Genomic DNA, 19,719 nt, shown 5'->3' with positions numbered 1-19,719 from the left:
CCCATGCATTTTTTAAAGCACTTTTCCCCAGAATTGGTCGTAAAATCTCCGGGTAGAATAAACCTAATAGGCGAGCATACCGATTATAACATGGGATATGTATTGCCCACCGCCATCGAAAAGAATATTAAGTTCAGTTTACAAAAAAATGACTCTGACCATCATTGCAATGTCTACAGCCGTACTTATGATACTGGTTTTGAAATAGACCTGAATAAAATTTCGGTAAGTAGAGTAGAATGGGAAAACTATATTCTAGGGGTACTCTATGAAATTTCTAAAATAAGCAATGAACTCGGAGGTTTTGACTGTATTGTTGAAAGTAATTTGCCTACCGGATCAGGGCTAAGCTCTTCGGCCGCGCTAGAGTGCGGACTCGCTTTTGGTCTTAACGAATTATTTGGTCTAGGTCTAACTAAATTACAACTTGTTCAACTATCACAAACAGCCGAGCATACTTATGTAGGAACACAATGTGGTATCATGGACCAGTTTGCTTCGGTAATGAGCAAGGCTGGTCATGTCATCATGCTAGATTGTAGGTCTTTGAAATATGATTATATACCGATCGATCTTTTCCCGTATCGCATTATTTTGTTGAATACCAAAGTATCACATAATTTGGCTTCTAGCGAATACAATACACGAAAAGAAGAGTGTGAACAGGGAGTTGCAATCATACGAAAGCAATTTCCTCAGGTCGATTCGCTTAGGGATGTAAATCAAAGTATGCTTGAGGAATGTAAAAATAATCTTTCCCAAAAGGTTTATCTCAGATGTAAATTCATCATAGCCGAGAATGAAAGAGTGATAAAAATGGCCAAGGCACTCAAGGAAAAAGACCTGCCAACCTTGGGCGGTCTGTTGTATGAGGCCCATGAAGGTATCAGCAGGCAGTATGAAGTGAGCTGCAAAGAATCCGATTTTTTGGTGGCATTCTCAAAGAAGAATTCGAATGTGTTGGGAGCTCGACAAACTGGTGGGGGCTTTGGCGGTTGTACGCTAAATATTGTACATCAAGATGCGGTCCTTGAATTTATTGAAAGTGCCTCGAAATCCTATAAAGATAAATTTGGAATTCAATTGGAAGCCTTTGAGGTCAAACCTAGTGGGGGTACTTCAATAGTTGTCGAATAGCGTCGGTTAATTTAGGGAGGTATTGAATAAGGCTTCTTCCAATAGCGTTCTTTTATGTCGACTTAATGGAATTTGACTTCCACAGACTTCGACTTTAGAACCGTTGAATTTCTCTACTTTGTCTAAATTAACGATATAGGATTTATGGATTCGCAAAAATTGATCGTCCGGCAAATCCTCCATGAACGCTTTCATCGTGGAAAGTACTAAGAGCGTGGTATCGTATGTAACTACCTTGACATAGTCTCCCCAACCCTCGATCCATTTAATGTCTTTGATATAGACCTTTACTTTTTTCAGCTGACTGCTTACAAAAATATAAGGTTCTTCCGTATCTTCCTTTAGGGAATGTTTTAATAGCGCCTTTTTGACCGATGCATTAAACCGAGTAATGGTAATAGGTTTGAGTAAATAATCGGTCACATCGTAATCGAAAGCTTGCATGGCATATTCCTGTTTGGCGGTAATTAATATAATTTGTGGCCTATTGGCTAAGGAATCCATGAATTCAAATCCATTGATTATCGGCATTTCGATGTCTAAAAAAATGATATCTATGTGGGTGTCCCGTATCATTTTTTCCACTTTTACGGCATTGTCGAAGTCGGCTACCAGCTCTAGACCCTGATGATCATTAATGAGCTTGACTACCGCCTTGCGCTGCAGTTTTGAATCGTCAATGACTATTGTCTTCAGTTTAAGTTTGCCCATAATTATAGATTAAGCGTTCCGAAAAAAACCTTGATAGGCCATTGTCGTTAAACCTTTTAAGGATTTTCTTCAATTTTTGTTAACGATTTTCAATTCAAATATAAGGGTTATAATTGTTATGCCTAATTGAAATAACCAATTGTAATGATTTCAAAGTAAAAATTGATCTATTTTCATTAGAGAATCAAAAAATGGCTTTTTTCTCAATACACCTGAACTATTTTTGGAATAGTTTAAAACGGAAAGCATGTATAATTTTGACATTGTCATTCAACACCAAGTGTGTTCATAAATACCGTTCTCCTTTTTCTACTGAGTGGAATTTTCTTGCCATCCACTTCGATTTCAGTAGTATTGAATCTTTCAATTCTACGAAGGTTTACGATGTACGATTTGTGTGTTCGTACGAATTGGTCGTTAGGCAGTTTTTCATAGAAAGATTTCATTGAACTTTGTACAACTAGGTTCGATTTTTCAGTTACCAGACGCACGTAATCCCCCAAGGCCTCTATCCATTTTATTTCGTTACATCTAACTTTAACCTTTCTAAAATTGCTTTTCACGAACAAATGTTTATCATTTTGTTCACAAAGAGACCCTTTTTGGTTTTGCAAAGCTCTTTTTACAGCTTTTTCAAACCTATTGATGCAAATGGGGTTCAATAGATAATCAGTAACATCATACTCATAGGCTTTTAACGCATATTTATCTGAATCGCTAACGATAATTACTTGAGGAACCTCTTCCAAGGTTTCTAGAAAATCGAAACCATTGATTATGGGTATTTCTATATTAAGAAAAATAAGGTCAATATCCAGATCTGTAATCATTTGCTGGGCTCTAAAAGCATTACGACAATATCCTTGTAAAGTCAGATTCGGATGGCGTTTTACCATTTTTGTCAAGGTTTTGCAATGCAATGGGGAATCCTCGATGAGGATACTGTTCAATTTTTGAATTTTCATACTTTTTGTGTTGCTCTTACCTATACCTACGGATTACAAATAGAAAGGTTTGGTTTCTGAACTAAGTTTCGCTAGATCCTCTCAAGTAAGATTGATATATCTCATCTTAGCGAAGAATATTTCGAACTTTTCTCGACTTGTAATTTTTAAGGAGCTATAGCGACCAAAAGAGGAAAACTTTTAATAACTCGTTGATTCGTTTTTTTATAAAAAGGCTACTTTTGTTACACTAATTTTTAAAGCAAGTTTTAGACATGTCTGAAAAGATTGAAAGGATAAAAACATTGATTATTGGGTCAGGCCCCGCAGGTTATACGGCGGCTATCTATGCGGCTCGCGCCGATTTAAAGCCGGTGGTCTATACCGGTATGGAGCCTGGAGGGCAGTTGACAACGACGACGGAGGTAGATAATTTCCCTGGGTATCCCGAAGGTATTGATGGCCCGACAATGATGGTACAGTTGCAACAGCAGGCCGAACGTTTCGGAACCGATGTGCGTATCGGTATGGTTACAGCGGTCGAGCTAAGTGATGAGGTCGGGGGCATTCACAAAGCTACCATTGATGACAACAAATCAATAGAGGCAGAGACCATTATAATTTCTACCGGAGCATCGGCAAAGTATCTTAATATACCCAGTGAACAGCGCTTAAGAGGAGGAGGAGTTTCGGCTTGTGCAGTGTGTGACGGTTTTTTTTATAAGGGACAAGACGTGGCCATCGTGGGAGCCGGGGACACTGCCGCTGAAGAGGCCTCGTATTTGGCCAATATCTGTAGTAAGGTGACCATGCTTGTTCGTAAAGATTATATGAGGGCTTCGAAGGCGATGCAACATAGGGTAAACAACCTTAAGAATATCGAGATTTTGTACAATACCGAAGTTGATGAGGTCTTAGGGGATCAAGTAGTCGAGGGGCTCAGGATTGTGAACAATCAGACAGGAGACAAAAAAGAAATTACCGTTACCGGACTTTTTATTGCCATAGGCCATAAACCTAATACCGATATATTTAAGGGGCAACTTGATATGGATGAAACGGGATATATCGTTACAAAGGGAAAGAGTACCAAAACCAACAAGCCTGGTGTTTTTGCTAGTGGCGATGCTCAGGATAAGGAATATAGGCAGGCCGTAACCGCTGCGGGAACCGGTTGCATGGCCGCTCTCGATGCCGAACGGTACTTGGCTACTATCGAAACACCTGAAGAAGTCGGTTAATACACTATACGTTTCAAGGATAAAAAGAGCGGAAGTCCATCTCTACGGATTTCCGCTCTTTTTTAAATTCTAATCGATTCGTCTGTAATTTTCTGAAAATGTGCGATTACCTTCCTCATCGATCGTAATCTGGCTATACGTGTCTTTATCGAGCTGTAGCTCGAACCGGAATGCTTCGATAGTATCCTGAATGGCCATCATCACCTTTGAGCCGTATTCCAACCTTTCTTCAAGTCGGTCTTCGGTATTGGTGTATGATCCATACCCGAACCATTCATTGGGGTCATCTGGAGAATAACGGGTCCACATCACTTTATCTTTACTGTAGATTTTTACTTGTCTATAACCGTTTGTATTAGGAAGGGTATCGGTGACATTACCATCTTTCCAATTATAACGATTGATCAATTCCCAAGTTCCTTCTAGGGAATTCGCGTTCTGAGGTTTTAAGGAAGTGAGTCCTGCAAGAGAAACAAAGACTAACATCAAAACAACAGTTTTGATAGAATTTTTCATATTCGAGTGTTTTGAGGTTCTTAAATAGTTTTACCATAATAAGGTACAATTTATTTTAAAATATTCTTAATTTTTAAGGTGATATATTAACATATCAATATTTTAAAGTAGTTGGTCTAAGTAGATCTTTTTATTTTTTTGGAGTTGTCTTCTACAATTGTTCAAAATCGGACCTCTCTTCTTGAGATTTTCATAATTATAGGGTTTCCACTAAGATTGATGCCATTAATTCTTACTTTTATATAGAAGAATTAACTTGAAACACTATGAAGAATATTACTATAATCTTGTTTTTACTCTTAGGGTGCTCTAGTGTCTTAGGGCAAACTATAACCGGCAATGTTGCCGATGCTTCTGGTCAACCGTTGCCTGGGGTAAGCATCATTGTTTCCGGGACGACTCGCGGTACTACCACTGATTTCGATGGGAATTATTCGATTACAGCGGAGACTGGTGATACGCTTGAATTTACGTATCTCGGAATGGAACCCAAAGAAATCATCGTCGGTCTAAATTCGGTAATTGATGTTTCAATGGAGGAGGATTCGGAACAATTGGATGAGGTAATCGTAACCGCTTTTGGTATTTCCCAAGAAAAGAAAGCCTTGGGCTATGCGGCACAAAGTATAGATGCCGATGCCATCTCGCAAACCAAACAGACCAATTTGGTCAATGCCCTTCAGGGGCAGGTAGCCGGGGTTCAAATAACGAATTCTGGCGGGGCCCCCGGTCAAAGTGCTAGAATTATTATCCGGGGTATTAACTCTTTAGATCCAGCTGCCGATAATCAACCCTTATTCGTAATAGATGGGGTGCCTATCGATAATTCTACTGTAGAATCACCTAATACGCCTAGGGGCCTTTCGAATAGGGCAGCCGATATCAATCCAGCGGACGTAGAATCAATGTCGGTACTAAAAGGGGCGGCTGCCACTGCTTTGTACGGTGTCAGGGCTGCAAATGGTGCGGTAATTATTACAACGAAAAAGGGCCAGAAAGGTCAAGTAAGGATTAATCTCAACACCTCCGTAGGATTCGAGGAATTGAACAGGCTTCCGGAATTGCAAACCCAATACGGACAAGGATTTAGCGGGGAATACGATCCTACCAGTTTTTGGCCTTCATGGGGAGCACCTATCTCCGAAGTGGCACAGACCGTTCCGGGTCACAAATATCAAGACAATTGGAACAGGGCCTTTAACACGGGCGTTCAGTCAGACCACAGTATCAGCATTTCCGGAGGTGGGGAGAACGCGACCTTTTATGGTTCTTTCGGCCGGTTTGACCAAAAAGGGATAATACCTTTCAGCGATTGGGCCCGAACTTCGGCCAAGCTCTCAGGAACCGTAAAAGTAAGTGAGAAGTTCGATTTTAGTGGTTCAATCAATTATACCAATTCAGGAGGTAACAGAGTGCCCCACGACAGGTTCATGGAACGAATGATGTATTGGGCCGAAACTCAAGATGTTAGGGACTATATCAATCCAGATGGAACCATGAAGACATACGGTAATACAAATCCAATTTACGATGCCCGTTTCAGTACCTATGAAGACAACGTAAATCGTGTCATCGGAAATTTAAATTTTAATTATAGCCCTACCGATTGGCTCATGCTTTCCTACCGAATCGGAACGGATTTCTATAGTGATATGCGTTCCGAGATTACACCGGGCCCAAAAGGTATTGATGGGGAGAATTCTCTTAGTTCTACCGGATTCATCGAAGAAACTAGAATCAATAGTAAAGATATCACTTCAAACCTCTATGTTACTCTAAAGAAGCAATGGAACGACGACTGGAACACCAGTTTAAGGTTGGGTAACGATATTTTTCAACGAAAATTCGATAGGGTCACCGCTACAGGTGAGGATTTTGTGATACCTGAGTTCTATAATTTGAACAATACAAGACAAATCTTCGCAAGTCAAAATAAAAGTATTCGACGGTTGGTAGGGTTTTACGGAGATTTGATGGTCAATTACAAAGACTTTCTCTACCTTAACTTAACGGGTAGAAATGATATTTCTTCCACATTACCAAAAGACAATAATTCCTTTTTCTATCCCTCGGTCAATCTAGGTTATGTCTTCTCCGAAAGTTTTGAGCTCCCTCAATGGTTTACGTTCGGTAAACTTAGGGGTTCTTGGGCTCAAGTAGGTAAAGATACAAATCCCCATATTTTGGGAGCGACCTTTGTTTCCCCGTCTGTTTTCCCGCTTGATGGTCAGGTGGGTTTCAGTAGAAACAGTACTTTCGGGGATCCTTCCTTGAAGCCGGAGTTGACTACCTCAATCGAATTTGGAGCTCAGTTGTCATTTTTCCAGAGCCGCCTTGATATTGACGTAACCTATTATAAGTCGAATGCCGAAGACCAAATTATTCCCGTTCCTATTTCCGACGGCACCGGTTTTTCAGAATATATTACGAATGCAGGTGAGATTGAAAACAGTGGTGTCGAACTCGTACTCGGTGTTGATATTATTAAGACCGATAACTTTCAATGGACCACTACTGCCAATTTGTCGAAAAATGATAATGAAATCAAGGCCATTAGAGAGGGCATAGAAGAAATTGTCGTAGGCAGTCAGTTCGGGTATGCGGGCAGTACGGTTACCATGAAACTAATTGAAGGAGAGGCGTATGGGAATTTATACGGAACGAGTTATCAGCGATTTGGCGCTGATGAAGACGCCTTGTTTTTGCAGCGTGGGCTGCCCGTTATTATCGGTGACGATGGCTTTCCCGAAAGAAATGCCAATCAACTTATTTTAGGAAATGCCGTTCCGAAGTGGATAGGAGGGGTGAGAAACCAACTGACCTATAAAAATTTCGAATTGAACTTCTTAATTGATTTCAGGGCCGATGTCGAACAGTATAACCAATACGATAATTTTCTCTCCGCTTTTGGAAAGAATGAGTATACCTTGGCCAGAAATGATTTGAGGATTTTCGATGGGGTTTTGGAAGATGGTTCGGCCAATACCCAAGAAGTTTGGTTGGGGCAGGGTGTTGGCCCCGACGGTAGGGATTACGGAGCCGGTTTCTGGCGAAATGACTACAGGGGCATTACCGAAAACTTTGTACAGGATGCCAGTTTCGTCAAGCTCAGAAATATTTCATTGACTTATACTCTAGGGAATAAGATTCTAGATAGAATACCATTTTCGTCATTAAGGGTTTCCTTGGCCGCTAATAATATCATTCTGTATTCCCCGTGGGATGGTTTTGATCCTGAATCCTTTTCGGCCGGCGCCGGAGGAAATGCCATTGGGTTTACGGGCCTTGGTTTTCCAGGTACGCAAAGTTATTTCTTAACCTTTAATTTCGGATTATAATCGAACGCAACGCTATCGAACTTAAAAGCTTTAGGCGAACTAAAAAAACATACAAATGAAAATTATAAATAGAACAAAAGGAATAGTTGCCATTGGGCTGGTGTTTATGGTTTTGGCATGTGATTCATATTTAGATGTCAATGAGAACCCCAATAACCCTCAAGATGCGCCCATATCGGGTTTGATGATCAATAGTACTTATGAATCGGCTTTGAATGTCTACCGTATTGGGGATATCGTTTCAAATTATGTGCAATATTTGGCATCGCCCAACCCGGCTAGTGCTTCAGACACCATGGAACCCGTGAGCAATAATAATACGTGGTTCAGTCTGTATAATGTGATGACGGATTTAACGGTATTGATCGATAAGGCCGAGGAGCAAGGTGCAGGGCACTATCAAGGCGCTGCCGAAGTCTTGATGGCCTTGAATTTGGGCATGACCGTAGATATTTTTGGGGATATTCCCTTTTCCGAAAGTTTCAATTTTGAGACGGTAACCCCTAAATATGATGCAGATCAAGAACTGTATGGGGTTGTCATGAATTACCTTGATATAGGCATTTCACATCTAAATGGTGAAACGACAGCGACAATGGGAAGTGATGATTTTATCTACCAAGGAGATGTAGCAAAATGGCTGGCCTTCGCAAACATGCTTAAGGCAAGGTATATGATTCATCTTAAGAATACAGGAAGCTATAGTTCAGAAGAGGTATTGGCATCGGTAGACAATGGCTTTCAATCTGGAGACGACAATGCGGGGGTGAATTTCTTTGAGCAATCCATTAATCCTTGGGCAGAGGTGGCCAGGGACAATGCGGATCTATTATTGGGGGGCTGGATTTCCGAACAATTTATCCAGGCCTTGGACGGAACATCATACAATACCGTGGATCCTAGATTACCCCTTATGGTGGGTGCCACCGATGATGGTCAATATATCGGTACAGAAAACGGTGCCGGTAGGGGAGACGCGCCAGAACAGGGCGCTCGTTCTACTTTGATAGAAGGACAATATTATACTTCGGTTACTTCTCCCATATTGATCGCAACGTATAGCGAGCAAAAATTTATTGAAGCTGAAGCCGCATTTGCGACGGATAAGTCCAGATCATATCAGGCATATTTAGATGGCATTGTAGCCCATATGAATATGTTGGGAGTGCCGCAGACCGATATAGACACTTATTTGGCAGGGCCTGATGTGAGTATGGGAGAGAGCGCTTTTACGCTTAATGATATTTTCAAGGAAAAGTGGGTGGCGTTATTTCTGCATCCTGAATCTTGGAATGATGCCAGACGATTTGACTATCAATACGAAAACTTTACCTTGCCCGCTAACTTGAACCCTGATCTATCCGGGCAGTTCATTAGAAGATTACCTTATCCCGACAGTGAGACCAGTCGAAATGGTAATAATGTACCCGAGGTGACATTGCTTGATCGCATATTTTGGGATACGGAGTAAGGCAAAATCTTGCTTAAGGTAGGATATTGATGCAGTCCAAAAGACGTTCGATATCCTCTTTTTTATGGGCGGCGCTGATAACAATGCGACTCATCAACGGTGAGTGCTCATCGGGATACGGAAAACTGGTTACAACAATTTTATGAGCCGCAAGGTATTCGGTAAGCTGGAGATCGGAAAAGCTGAAAGCTGGATGGTTTTCCATAAAGGTAAATTTTTTCTTTTTAGTGAGATTGGCAAGAAAAAAGGCCAAGTTCCCTTGTAAAATTTTTCTATTGGCCTCGAAAATAGGCTCTGCTTCCAATAAAGTGGCCAGGGCTGCAGGAGTAGCGGGACTAGCTCCTCCGAATAATGGGGCGTGTTGCATACTCGAGATGCGATCTTTCGTGCCGAATATGGCACCGGCCTGTATTCCGAAACCTTTGCCCAAAGAACAACACACCAGCAGTTCTTTCATTTTGAGTTCTTGGAGTTTTCTATAGACCCCTCCACCATTCTGCCCCACCACTCCAATGCCGTGTGAATCGTCGACTACAACTATGATATCTTCTAAGGGCAATATCCTTAAAGCTTCGAAGTCGGGATAGTTGCAACCTGAAAAATCTATGGCATCCAAAAACACCACGGGGGTCGATTTGTTATGGTTAGAGGCCAAATGTGCACGAACAGCTATGTTCAATGCCGTGAAGGTAGTATACTCCTTGACGGTACTCGCCGATACCGTGGGTACAAAAAGAGCCGAATGTACTTTAGGGGCATAAAATAATTTGTAAGACTCGGTATGAAAGCGATGCGCTACCAATTGACCGGCTAGGTACCCAGAGGATAGGGTAAGGCTGGCAGGGCTTCCGACTATATCGGCTAAATACCTTTCGGTTTCTTCGAATATGGATAGGCGAAGGTTGGATTTTCTCGATGCCCCGTAATTGGTACCATACTTCTTTATGTTCTCCAAAAATATATGCTGAAACGCTTCATCTGTTTGCAGCCCTAAATACGATGTACCTCCAAAATAGAGATAAGGTTCCCCCTGAATCAGTATTTCCCTTCCTGGAAAGCTATCTATTGTGTAGGTCATGATCGTAAAGTTACACCTGTTCCCCCCAATCTGGGAAAAATAAGATTTCCCTTATCACATATTTCAACTCCGTCCGCAATATCCTCCTTTAGCAAAAGAGGGCCATCCATATCGACATAATCCAGTTGCGGCAAGAGCTGAGCGATTGCAGAAATGCCAACGGTCGACTCGGTCATACATCCCACCATGATTTTCAACCCCAACTGCTTACCCTTTTCGATCATTCGCAGGGCCGGGGTAAGGCCGCCACATTTGGTGAGTTTGATATTTATACCATCGAAATAGGAGCCACATTGATCCACGTCACTTTCTACAATGCAACTTTCATCGGCAATAACGGGAAGAACGCTTTTTGCCTTCACCTGCTCCATGCCTTCCCAATCGGAAGCCGGTAAAGGCTGTTCCAGAAACTCGACCCCTAAATCTTTAAGCAAAGGGGCATTATAAACTGTTTCTTCGGCCGACCATGCACAGTTGGCATCTATGCGAAAAATAGCATCCGAATATTTTCGGAGTTCCCTTACTATGGCCACATCATCTTCAGTGCCCAGCTTTATCTTGTAGATAGGCCAAGGGGTTTCTTTCATTTTGGCGACCATTTTGTCGATTGAAGCAATGCCAATGGTGTAGTTCGTAATAGGATAGTTCTCTATCGAAGTGCCCCAAAGTTGGTATAGTGGTTTTCCTCTTTGTTTTCCAAAGAGATCCCAAGCTGCAAGATCCAAGGCACAGATGGCAAAGTTTGAAAGTTCTTTGGCGACAAGTAATTGATACAAAGCTTCGGGTGTTTCAAAATGCTGCGACTCTATGTCATTTCTAACGGCCTCTATTTCCGCAATCATACTCTCGATGGTGATGTGGTAATATGGATTTGAAGTCGCCTCACCGTATCCTGTACTTCCATTGTCGGTCAGACCAACGATGAGGGTGTCTTGAAAGTCGTGTGATTCACGCGATATACTGAAGGTGTGCTTTAAAGGCAGTATGTATTTTCTTAGACTTATTCGCATGTGATAAATTTGGCCCTAAGATAAGAAAAGACCTGTCAGGTTCATAAAATACCAACAGGTCATATCTCGTATTTCGGTATGTAACTAGTATTTATGAACGCTACCGGAAACTGATTTTTTCGTTTGAACCTTAGGGTTGCCCAAATACGCAATGTTGCCCCCGCTACTCGCATGTGCCGATAAAGTTTCCGTTACTTGTACCTTAATATTCCCACCGCTACTGGCATCGGCTTGGCATATAGATGTTTTAAGCGCTTTGGCATTGATATTACTACCGCTACTTGCTTGCATGGTGATATGGTCGGCATTGCCGGAAATACTCAAGTTCGCACCACTACTGGTATCGACTTTTAACCTTTCAGTGGTCAATTCAATATTGATGAGGGAGCCACTGCTTCCTTCAATATCCAGATTAGAAGCGGTAATACGGCTTTCGGTTTTGAGATGAGCTCCACTGGAACCGCTTAATGCACTAATTTCAGGAAGGTGAACATAGACGTTTTTCGTAGCGTTGCCAATATTTTCCCTAGCATGAATACGTAATTTACCGTTCTTAATGTCAGTGCCGATGAGGTCAATAATATTTTCATCGGCTTCGACCTCAATTTTGAATGCGTCTGCCTGAGTAACGTATACGGCGATTCCCTCGGAAGCTACGACCGATTGAAAATCTTCCTTGACGTTTCTTGTCTCGGTAATAATATGGCCGTTTCCTTTTTCACCGGTTCCGAAATTTCCAAAATTAATGTCCATTCCACAGGAAGACAAAAATAAGGCTATTAAAAATGCGATTGCGATTCGTGCTAAGGTTGTCATGATTGATGTTTTAAGCCCTTACATTTTAGAAGGGACTGATTGCTGTTTTGTTTTTATAAAATTCTTATTTTGTGAACGATGATGGTTTTTTAAAGTCTCGAGTTGTCGAATAACGGTGATGAACCGTATTCGGGGAAACCAAAAATACAAATCTTAAGGCCGTGGACTTTCTTCTTCATTCTGAAGTTCTTCCTGCGTATCGTCAGAATTTATATCTTCATCAATGGTACCTTCGTTGGCCTTGATTTCCACGCCGTCCTCATTGATTTTCAGTTTAAACGAGTCACTACCATCTTTGATATCGATGTCTATACCATCTTCGTCGATGATTACCTTATTCTTGTCGTTAGAATCTTCTTCAGATTCCAAAACTGGCTCTGGACAGTCTAGGCACTTGAGTTCCCCATCAGCACCCATTTTCCATGTAAAATCTTTCATGTCACAGCTGCCCAAATCTCTGTCGTTATCGAAACGGATTCTCCAACAACGGTAATTACTTTCGTTCAAATAATTCAAGACCGTGCCTTCGGGGAGATATAAGTTTACCCTCACCTCTTGATTCATCAACTTGTTCTTTCGCGCTGTGGTAATAAAGTCTTCTAAATACAACGTATTACCCTCAATCTCGTAATTGTATTGAATATTGGCTGCCAATGCTTCGGCCTTTTCAAAAGACGGGCCGTCAGACTCTTTAATAATCTCGATTCGTGCTATGGAATCTTTCGATTTTTCAAGGTAAATGTGAACTTCGTCCATAACCATGACCTCTTCGCCAGCTTCGTTTCGGCTTATGGTAATTCCGTTGGCCATTTTCACCTTTCTTTTGTTACGATACATACGGTCATAGGAGGCCAAATTTATTTGTAGGGTATCGTTCAGATCTTGAAAGTACAATGCTTCGGTCTTTACGGTCGATTCTGAATAGGCCCGGGCCGAAGCTTGACGAATTCCGAATACGATCAGCAGTATGATGGCCAGCAACCATAGGCCAAGCAGTGAAAATTTGGCCACTTTGCCAATCGATTTCAGGTTGTTTACCAAAATTTTCAGTCCAAGATATAGTACAAAGAAAAAGGGGATGCCAATAGCTAAAAAGCCTAAGAGCGAAACCAGCCATATGGGCATATTGCTTGCATCCAGAACATGGTAAAAATTTATTCCTGGAATCTGTACCATATCGGCTATACCTAAAGTAATTAATCCAATGAAAAGGCCAATTATGGTCGATGCCCCTATTATAATTAGAAGAATACCGATAAATTTACCTAATACCTTAAAGAGGAACATAAAAACCTCACCGAGGGTATCAAAAAAGGTTTTTCCTCCTTTCTTAACTTTGTTTCCTACTCCTTCGTAATCGACGCTCTTGATTTTTTGGGCAACATCATCAAAGCCTTCCTTGACCTTGCGTTCTATATTGCTGATGTTGACATCCTCCCCCCGCATATCCAATTTTTGGGAAGTGGTAGCCGCTTCAGGAATAAGTAACCACAACAGGGCGTAGATGATGATGAAACCGCCTCCTGACCCGATGGTCAGCAATATCCATAAAAGACGTACCCATAGGGCATCAATTCCTAAATAATGGCCTAGCCCCGATGATACCCCTGCCACATACTTGTGTTCCGTATCACGATAAAGTTTTTTGGTTCTTCTGGGTTCGGAATATTTCGTTTTGGGCTCGTCTTCAAAGATGTCTTCGTCTACCATGTAATCTTCGGGCTGGCCCATGATGGCTATGACTTCATCGACCTCTTTCTCGGTGATGACCTGCCGTTCGTTTTCCAATTTCTCATGAAAAAGTTCTGCAATGCGGGCTTCTATATCGGCGAGAATTTCGTCGCTGCCAGGGGTATTCGCAAACGAGCGTTTTACCGACTCAAGATAACGCTGCATCTTGTTGTACGCTCCTTCGTCGATGTGAAAGAGCATATTGGCTAGATTAATATTTACTGTCTTGTTCATTTTTTAGCTGTTTTGTCCCAAATATTTCTTGGGGTGTTCGTTTCAGGGTTAGTCGTTTTTGGTTACAATGTTCGTTGCGGTTCTCAGTTCGTCCCAAGTACTATCCAATTCCTTTAAGAAAAGTTTACCGGTTTCGGTTAGGGCATAATACTTTCTTGGGGGACCTGAAGTCGATTCCTCCCAGCGATAGCTGAGCAGACCAGCATTCTTTAAACGAGTCAGTAGTGGATATATCGTACCCTCTACGACTAGCATTTTAGCGTCTTTCAGGGTCTCAAGAATTTCAGAGGCATACTTGTCTTTTCCGTTGAGAATCGAAAGAATGCAATATTCGAGAACCCCCTTGCGCATCTGGGCTTTAGTGTTTTCTACATTCATAATTTCTTTTTGCTTTTTATGCAGTTCCACCGACTTCGGGGGAAAGCGTTGTTCTGTTGAAACCGTTTTCTGCATGATTTGACTGTTCGTTTTTCTTTTGCCGAATGTCTACTGAATGCCTATTTAAAAGGAATGGAACCCGAATGACATTCGGCATAAGGTGATTTGATTGATGATTAAACTCCATAATTGATTGATGGTTAAACTCCTTGCTTTCGGGTGTGATGAGTACCCGTTTACTTTATAAATTTGATGGTTAGGGGATATTTGAATAATTGTCCTTCGTTGGTTCTAAGAGTTGCCAAAATGGTATACACTATGTTGACAACAAAAAGGGCACCTTGCGCCAATCCTGCAATTCCAAGAGGTAACAACCACGTGCCGAACATAAAATTATCGCTGTCGAAATGAAAATCGAGGTTGTTGTAACTGTTTAACCGGTCAAAACCGAAAAAGTCAAGGTTGAATATGTCAGGGAAAAAACCGATAAAAAAAGGAATGCTTATAGCCCCTAAAACAATGGAATAGAGCAGCATACTAATTTGAAAGTTCAAGGCCTGCTTTCCATTGTGGTCTACATAATCATAAGCTTTCTTATTGGCGGTCCAAAGCACCAATGGAATGATAAAATTTCCAAAGGGAATGAAAAACTTAGAAAAGGTAGAGGCATGTATCAATGCCGATAAATTTCTTTCGTGTTTGGTCAATGTACTTTCCATCGCTTAGTAATTTCTTATGCAAATATATGTCTAAAAAAAGGTACTATGCAAAACAAAGTACTAAATATTAACTTTTATTTAACAATCGTAGCTTCGAATATTTTCTCTACTTTTAGCTTGAAAAGCTACGCTGATGACTGTAAATACTGGTGAATTCAATACCTTTTTATTCTTCAAACTGCCCGCTGCTTGGTGGTGCGGTGTTCGTCTAAAACATCTCGATGAAGAGAAGGCTATTACGACCGTACGACATCGATGGTTCAATCAAAATCCGTTTAAATCTATGTTCTGGGCAGTACAGGGTATGGCCGCCGAACTTAGTACAGGGGCTATGGTGATTACCCAGATTCGACAGAGCGGCAAGAAAATTTCGATGCTTGTGGCCAATAATAAGGCTACTTTTTCCAAAAAGGCGACCGGTAAAATAACCTTTACCTGTGAAGATGGATATTTGATTCAAGGGGCCATAGATCGTACACTAAAAACTGGCGAGGGGCAGACCTTATGGATGAAGTCGACCGGGGTTAATGAAGAAGGAGTTGTTGTTTCGACCTTTGATTTTGAGTGGACCATTAAGGTAAAAGAAGGACAGGTAACTTGATTGATGCTTTACCTCATAAATTTTGGGTCAATACTGTAACATTTTGTCTATACCCATGCACTAATAGTCATAAAACGTATCAAAAATCATGAATGCACACGAAATAGATTACCAAATTTACGGAGAAGAAATGCAATACGTCGAGATTGAGCTCGATCCACAGGAGGCTGTAATAGCCGAAGCCGGCAGTTTTATGATGATGGATACAGACATTCAAATGAATACCATTTTTGGCGACGGCTCGAATCAGGATAATAGCGTATTGGGCAAGATTTTTTCGGCAGGCAAAAGAATCTTGACGGGCGAAAGCCTTTTTATGACCGCTTTTTTAAACGTTGGCCAAGGTAAAAAGTTAGTCAGTTTTGCCTCTCCCTATCCTGGCAAAATAGTACCCATCGATCTTTCAGAAAAAAACGGAAAGTTTATTTGTCAAAAAGATGCGTTTCTATGCGCTGCCCAAGGTGTTTCAGTAGGAATCGAATTTTCAAAACGGTTGGGTAGGGGTTTCTTCGGAGGAGAAGGCTTTATCATGCAAAAACTTGAAGGTGATGGAATGGCCTTCGTACATGCTGGGGGTACTTTGGCCAAAAAAGTCTTGAGCGCCGGAGAAGTGCTACGGGTAGATACGGGCTGTATCGTAGGTTTTTCCCAAACGGTCGATTACGATATTGAGTTTATCGGAGGTATCAGAAATACAATATTTGGGGGTGAAGGACTTTTCTTTGCCAAATTAACAGGACCAGGAACGGTCTACATTCAATCCTTGCCCTTCAGTAGACTGGCCGGTAGAGTATGGGCCGCTGCCCCAAAAGGAGGGGGCAAAGACAAAGGTGAGGGCAGTATTCTTGGGGGGTTGGGCGATTTACTAGATGGCGACAATCGCTTTTAACTTCAAATACGGACCATGGCCGCTGGCCAGTGGGGCAGAACCTATTTGGGTTTTGACAGTATAGCGGGGAACTTAGTTGCTCGGATCATATTTTTACCTCGACTAATTTGTAATTTCCGGATGCTATACCGTACTTTCGACCCATGGATTTCAAAAATTTAATTCACTTTTTAGAGGAACTCAACAAGAACAATTCCAAGGAATGGATGGACAGCCACCGCAACTGGTACAAAGAGGTACGAAACGATTTTATTGGTTGGCTCGATCATATGAACGTAAAAATGGGGTTGATCGACCCTGATTATTACGATACGCCGGGGAGGAAGGGAATCAACAGAATCAATAATAACCTTATGTTCCATCCCGAAAAGCCCATCTATAAAGACCACTTTGGCTCTGGTTTGGACAAGCGCCCCGGAACGGGCGATTTTTATATTGAAATAGGTATAGAACGTTCGTTATTGGCCGGGGGCTTTTGGAGACCGGAAGCCAAACGCCTTAGGAGTATCCGCGAGGCCATCGACTATAATGGGGAAGAACTCCAAGAAATCTTGGAAAAAACATCATTTAAGAAAGTATTCGGCGGACTTTACGAGGATACCAAGTTGGTAAAGTCACCAAAAGGTTTTTCGAATGACCACCCGCATATCGATTTATTGCGAAATAAGACTTTTGCCGTCGTCCATTCTTTTGCTACAAAAGAAGTTCTACAAGACCATTTTGAGGACAAGGTCATCGAAGTTTATCAAGAAATGTTGCCTTTTCGAAAATATCTGAACAGGGCGATCACCGTTTAATGAGATGAAATTGATCGGGCCCTCACCGCTATATAGGGTCTTTGGGGGAGTTCAATCTCGGTTACACCATGATATACTTCAGGAAGCTCCTCTATGGTCATATTCCATGCATCGATAATTTCTAACGTATAGTTCTTGTCTTCCGATAGTTTGAGCAGGGCAGAGGCCTGCTGGCTATTTCCATAGTAATACAGAAAGTACGAATCATTTTTAAAGAGATAGGTCTCTTTGTTCCAAGCGGTATGAATCGGTTGTAGCCCATGTCTCGGTGCCTCTCGCATAATTTTATGTAAAAAAGCCAAACGATCAGGGCTTTTTCCATAGAGCTTGCCCCCTTTTGCCCACCATAATATATTTTCCGGATGCCTGTAGGTTTCCCCATGAGAGGCATATCCACCGCGGCAGTACATCGTCCAAAAACGGTTTACGGTCTCTTCTGCGGTCAGGTTGCCCCAATCGAAAGGAACATTGCCCTCGTACACGAACTCATCATTGATGACAGGTTTATGATAGGTCTCTCGCCATTGCTGGGTTTTTTCCAAAAAAGGAGTTTGAACACTTAAATGGGTAATCCATGGGAGTGAGTGGTTGTACCATCCTTTACCATTATGAATGGATTTTAAGTGGCTATAAGGGTCTGATAACAAAAGTTGTTCAAAATATGATTTCCACTCCGAATCAGGTTTGTTCATAATATCGTATTCATTGGCCATGCTCCACCAGACATTGCGATAGGCTGCCAACCTTGCCACCAGATATTTGAGATAGAATCTATTCTCTTCAATGCTTCCCTCATCAAATCCCCACTTGTCATAAGGATGGAAAAGAATGATGTCGGCCTCGATATTTAAGTCTTTTAGAGCGTCGACCTGTTTTTCCAAGTGTTGAAAAAATTCTACATTAAACCTTTTACGGTCCCAACCTGAATCTTGGGAGCCTTCATAAGGATAATGTGGCGGTTCGTTTGAGACGTAACGGCCATAATATTTCGGCATGACGGTCATACGTATTTTATTAAACGTATGGTTCCCTAATGTTTCAAGGGTCTCTTGAATCAATTTTTTTTCCTGATGAACCCAAGCATAGGCCGTTGTGCCAATAGGGTAGTAGGGGCGTCCGTCAGCATACACAAAGTGGAAGGTGTCGCGAACAGATACTGGCCCATGGTTGTCCGCCTTGGGCGGGGTGCACGTAAAGGTACCTGTATAAGATTTAATTGCAGGGCTATCACTGTGAACGCTATAATTCCACTCCCCCTCGAATAGAGGCATAAACCTGATTTTATATGTTTGGTTCCCATCATAAAAACCGTCTACATAATACGAGTAATTCTTATATTTGAACTCTGCGCGTACATTAATATCCGTAAAGGGATTTTCAACTTTGGGCCCTTTCATGGATAATTCAAAGATTTCCCATTTTTCGGTCGCATAGGTATGCATCGATAAAAGTAGACAGAGTATTAGATAGATTCTTTTCATTATACTTGAAGAGTTGTTAGCCATTTGACAAACTGTAATTCGGTTTTGCCTAAATGTAATATAAATAACCAAACAAGATATAATTACAATCCTGTACTTAGATATGTATTCCATAGTTTTACGGCAACTATTTGCTTTAATTCGGCATAAATACTAGATTTACGACACTTGAGTAACCGATACAACTAAACTAAGGGGAAATGAATCCTAACTCGCAACTGGCCGATAAGCCATTGGTATGGATAATAGATGATGATCTCGTTTCCTTGTTCGCGGCCCGATACGGCATCGAACAGGGTAATCCTAAATGCAGAGTGGTTGATTTTGATAGTGGTGAGGTAGCCCTAAAGGTGTATTCCGATTGTATTCAGGACGGTAAAAGGTTACCGGACATTATTTTGTTGGATCTTGTCATGCCCAATATGAGCGGTTGGGATTTTTTAGACGAATTGAAAACCATATCGAGTAAATCGAGCAAAACGGCCATATACATTTTGTCGGCTTTTACAAGTTCCAAAGATCTGCAGAGAGCGAAAGAACATCCCGCAATACAAGGATATTTTGAAAAGCCGGTCTCAAAATATAATATTGAAAAGATTTTTCAGGTCGAACCCCACTAGTGCTGTG

Annotated in this window: 18 protein-coding genes; 8 read left to right on the top strand and 10 right to left on the bottom strand. The window is 41.5% G+C overall.

What is annotated here, in order from left to right; genetic code table 11:
* Positions 1–3 precede the first annotated feature (3 nt).
* Positions 4–1,137, top strand: a complete 1,134-nt coding sequence (gene galK, locus F2B13_RS05205) for a galactokinase (protein ID WP_149303472.1) — start codon at positions 4–6, stop codon at positions 1,135–1,137.
* Positions 1,138–1,143: 6 nt separating this feature from the next.
* On the opposite strand, the gene F2B13_RS05200 is transcribed toward galK, so the two are convergent.
* A complete protein-coding gene (locus F2B13_RS05200; protein WP_149276216.1) occupies positions 1,144–1,848 on the bottom strand; it encodes a LytR/AlgR family response regulator transcription factor in 705 nt (234 codons plus the stop codon).
* Positions 1,849–2,114: 266 nt separating this feature from the next.
* Complete coding sequence (locus F2B13_RS05195) at positions 2,115–2,813, bottom strand: LytR/AlgR family response regulator transcription factor (protein ID WP_149303470.1); 699 nt, start codon at positions 2,811–2,813, stop codon at positions 2,115–2,117.
* A 254-nt stretch (positions 2,814–3,067) separates the two neighbouring features.
* Between F2B13_RS05195 and trxB the strand changes: the two genes are divergently transcribed.
* A complete protein-coding gene (gene trxB / locus F2B13_RS05190) occupies positions 3,068–4,033 on the top strand; it encodes a thioredoxin-disulfide reductase (protein WP_149276214.1) in 966 nt (321 codons plus the stop codon).
* A 69-nt stretch (positions 4,034–4,102) separates the two neighbouring features.
* On the opposite strand, the gene F2B13_RS05185 is transcribed toward trxB, so the two are convergent.
* Positions 4,103–4,549, bottom strand: a complete 447-nt coding sequence (locus F2B13_RS05185) for a hypothetical protein (protein WP_149276213.1) — start codon at positions 4,547–4,549, stop codon at positions 4,103–4,105.
* A gap of 266 nt (positions 4,550–4,815) precedes the next feature.
* On the opposite strand from F2B13_RS05185, the gene F2B13_RS05180 reads away from it, so the two are divergent.
* Both F2B13_RS05180 and F2B13_RS05175 read left to right on the top strand, forming a co-directional pair.
* A complete protein-coding gene (locus F2B13_RS05180; RefSeq protein WP_149303468.1) occupies positions 4,816–7,887 on the top strand; it encodes a SusC/RagA family TonB-linked outer membrane protein in 3,072 nt (1,023 codons plus the stop codon).
* A gap of 55 nt (positions 7,888–7,942) precedes the next feature.
* Entirely contained in the window at positions 7,943–9,358 is a 1,416-nt protein-coding gene (locus tag F2B13_RS05175; RefSeq protein ID WP_149303466.1) for a SusD/RagB family nutrient-binding outer membrane lipoprotein, read from the top strand.
* Positions 9,359–9,371: 13 nt separating this feature from the next.
* Here F2B13_RS05175 and F2B13_RS05170 read toward each other — a convergent pair whose 3' ends face one another.
* The 6 genes from F2B13_RS05170 to F2B13_RS05145 form a co-directional block, all read right to left on the bottom strand.
* Positions 9,372–10,436, bottom strand: a complete 1,065-nt coding sequence (locus tag F2B13_RS05170; protein ID WP_149303464.1) for an aminotransferase class I/II-fold pyridoxal phosphate-dependent enzyme — start codon at positions 10,434–10,436, stop codon at positions 9,372–9,374.
* Positions 10,433–11,446: a dipeptide epimerase gene (locus tag F2B13_RS05165; protein ID WP_149303463.1), complete on the bottom strand. Its 1,014-nt coding sequence runs from the start codon at positions 11,444–11,446 to the stop codon at positions 10,433–10,435. The genes F2B13_RS05170 and F2B13_RS05165 overlap by 4 nt, the downstream gene beginning before the upstream one ends.
* Positions 11,447–11,530: 84 nt before the next feature.
* On the bottom strand, positions 11,531–12,262 hold the full coding sequence (locus F2B13_RS05160) for a head GIN domain-containing protein (RefSeq protein WP_149303461.1): 732 nt from the start codon (positions 12,260–12,262) through the stop codon (positions 11,531–11,533).
* 153 nt (positions 12,263–12,415) lie between these two features.
* Entirely contained in the window at positions 12,416–14,227 is a 1,812-nt protein-coding gene (locus F2B13_RS05155) for a PspC domain-containing protein (RefSeq protein WP_149276207.1), read from the bottom strand.
* A gap of 48 nt (positions 14,228–14,275) precedes the next feature.
* Entirely contained in the window at positions 14,276–14,605 is a 330-nt protein-coding gene (locus F2B13_RS05150) for a PadR family transcriptional regulator (RefSeq protein ID WP_149276206.1), read from the bottom strand.
* 236 nt (positions 14,606–14,841) lie between these two features.
* Positions 14,842–15,324: a DUF4870 domain-containing protein gene (locus tag F2B13_RS05145; RefSeq protein WP_149276205.1), complete on the bottom strand. Its 483-nt coding sequence runs from the start codon at positions 15,322–15,324 to the stop codon at positions 14,842–14,844.
* A gap of 133 nt (positions 15,325–15,457) precedes the next feature.
* Between F2B13_RS05145 and F2B13_RS05140 the strand changes: the two genes are divergently transcribed.
* The 3 genes from F2B13_RS05140 (at position 15,458) to F2B13_RS05130 (ending at position 17,611) form a co-directional block, all read left to right on the top strand.
* Positions 15,458–15,925 (top strand): DUF4442 domain-containing protein, encoded by a 468-nt coding sequence (locus tag F2B13_RS05140; protein ID WP_149276204.1) that lies wholly within the window; start codon positions 15,458–15,460, stop codon positions 15,923–15,925.
* A gap of 88 nt (positions 15,926–16,013) precedes the next feature.
* Positions 16,014–16,814, top strand: coding sequence for a TIGR00266 family protein (locus tag F2B13_RS05135; RefSeq protein ID WP_149276203.1), 801 nt, complete (start codon positions 16,014–16,016; stop codon positions 16,812–16,814).
* A 143-nt stretch (positions 16,815–16,957) separates the two neighbouring features.
* On the top strand, positions 16,958–17,611 hold the full coding sequence (locus tag F2B13_RS05130) for a DUF2461 domain-containing protein (RefSeq protein ID WP_149303459.1): 654 nt from the start codon (positions 16,958–16,960) through the stop codon (positions 17,609–17,611).
* Here F2B13_RS05130 and F2B13_RS05125 read toward each other — a convergent pair.
* Positions 17,608–19,092 carry a DUF5060 domain-containing protein gene (locus F2B13_RS05125; RefSeq protein WP_198439810.1) on the bottom strand — a complete coding sequence of 495 codons (1,485 nt, stop codon included), beginning with the start codon at positions 19,090–19,092 and terminating at the stop codon, positions 17,608–17,610. The genes F2B13_RS05130 and F2B13_RS05125 overlap by 4 nt on opposite strands.
* Positions 19,093–19,292: 200 nt before the next feature.
* Between F2B13_RS05125 and F2B13_RS05120 the strand changes: the two genes are divergently transcribed.
* The gene (locus F2B13_RS05120; protein ID WP_149276201.1) at positions 19,293–19,712 is read left to right on the top strand and encodes a response regulator; all 420 of its coding nucleotides are present in this window, start codon (positions 19,293–19,295) and stop codon (positions 19,710–19,712) included.
* Positions 19,713–19,719: the final 7 nt, after the last annotated feature.

Origin of the sequence: Pareuzebyella sediminis, assembly GCF_008367235.1 — a bacterium.
Lineage (GTDB): Bacteria > Bacteroidota > Bacteroidia > Flavobacteriales > Flavobacteriaceae > Pareuzebyella > Pareuzebyella sediminis.
This window is presented reverse-complemented; position numbering and strand designations above follow the sequence as displayed.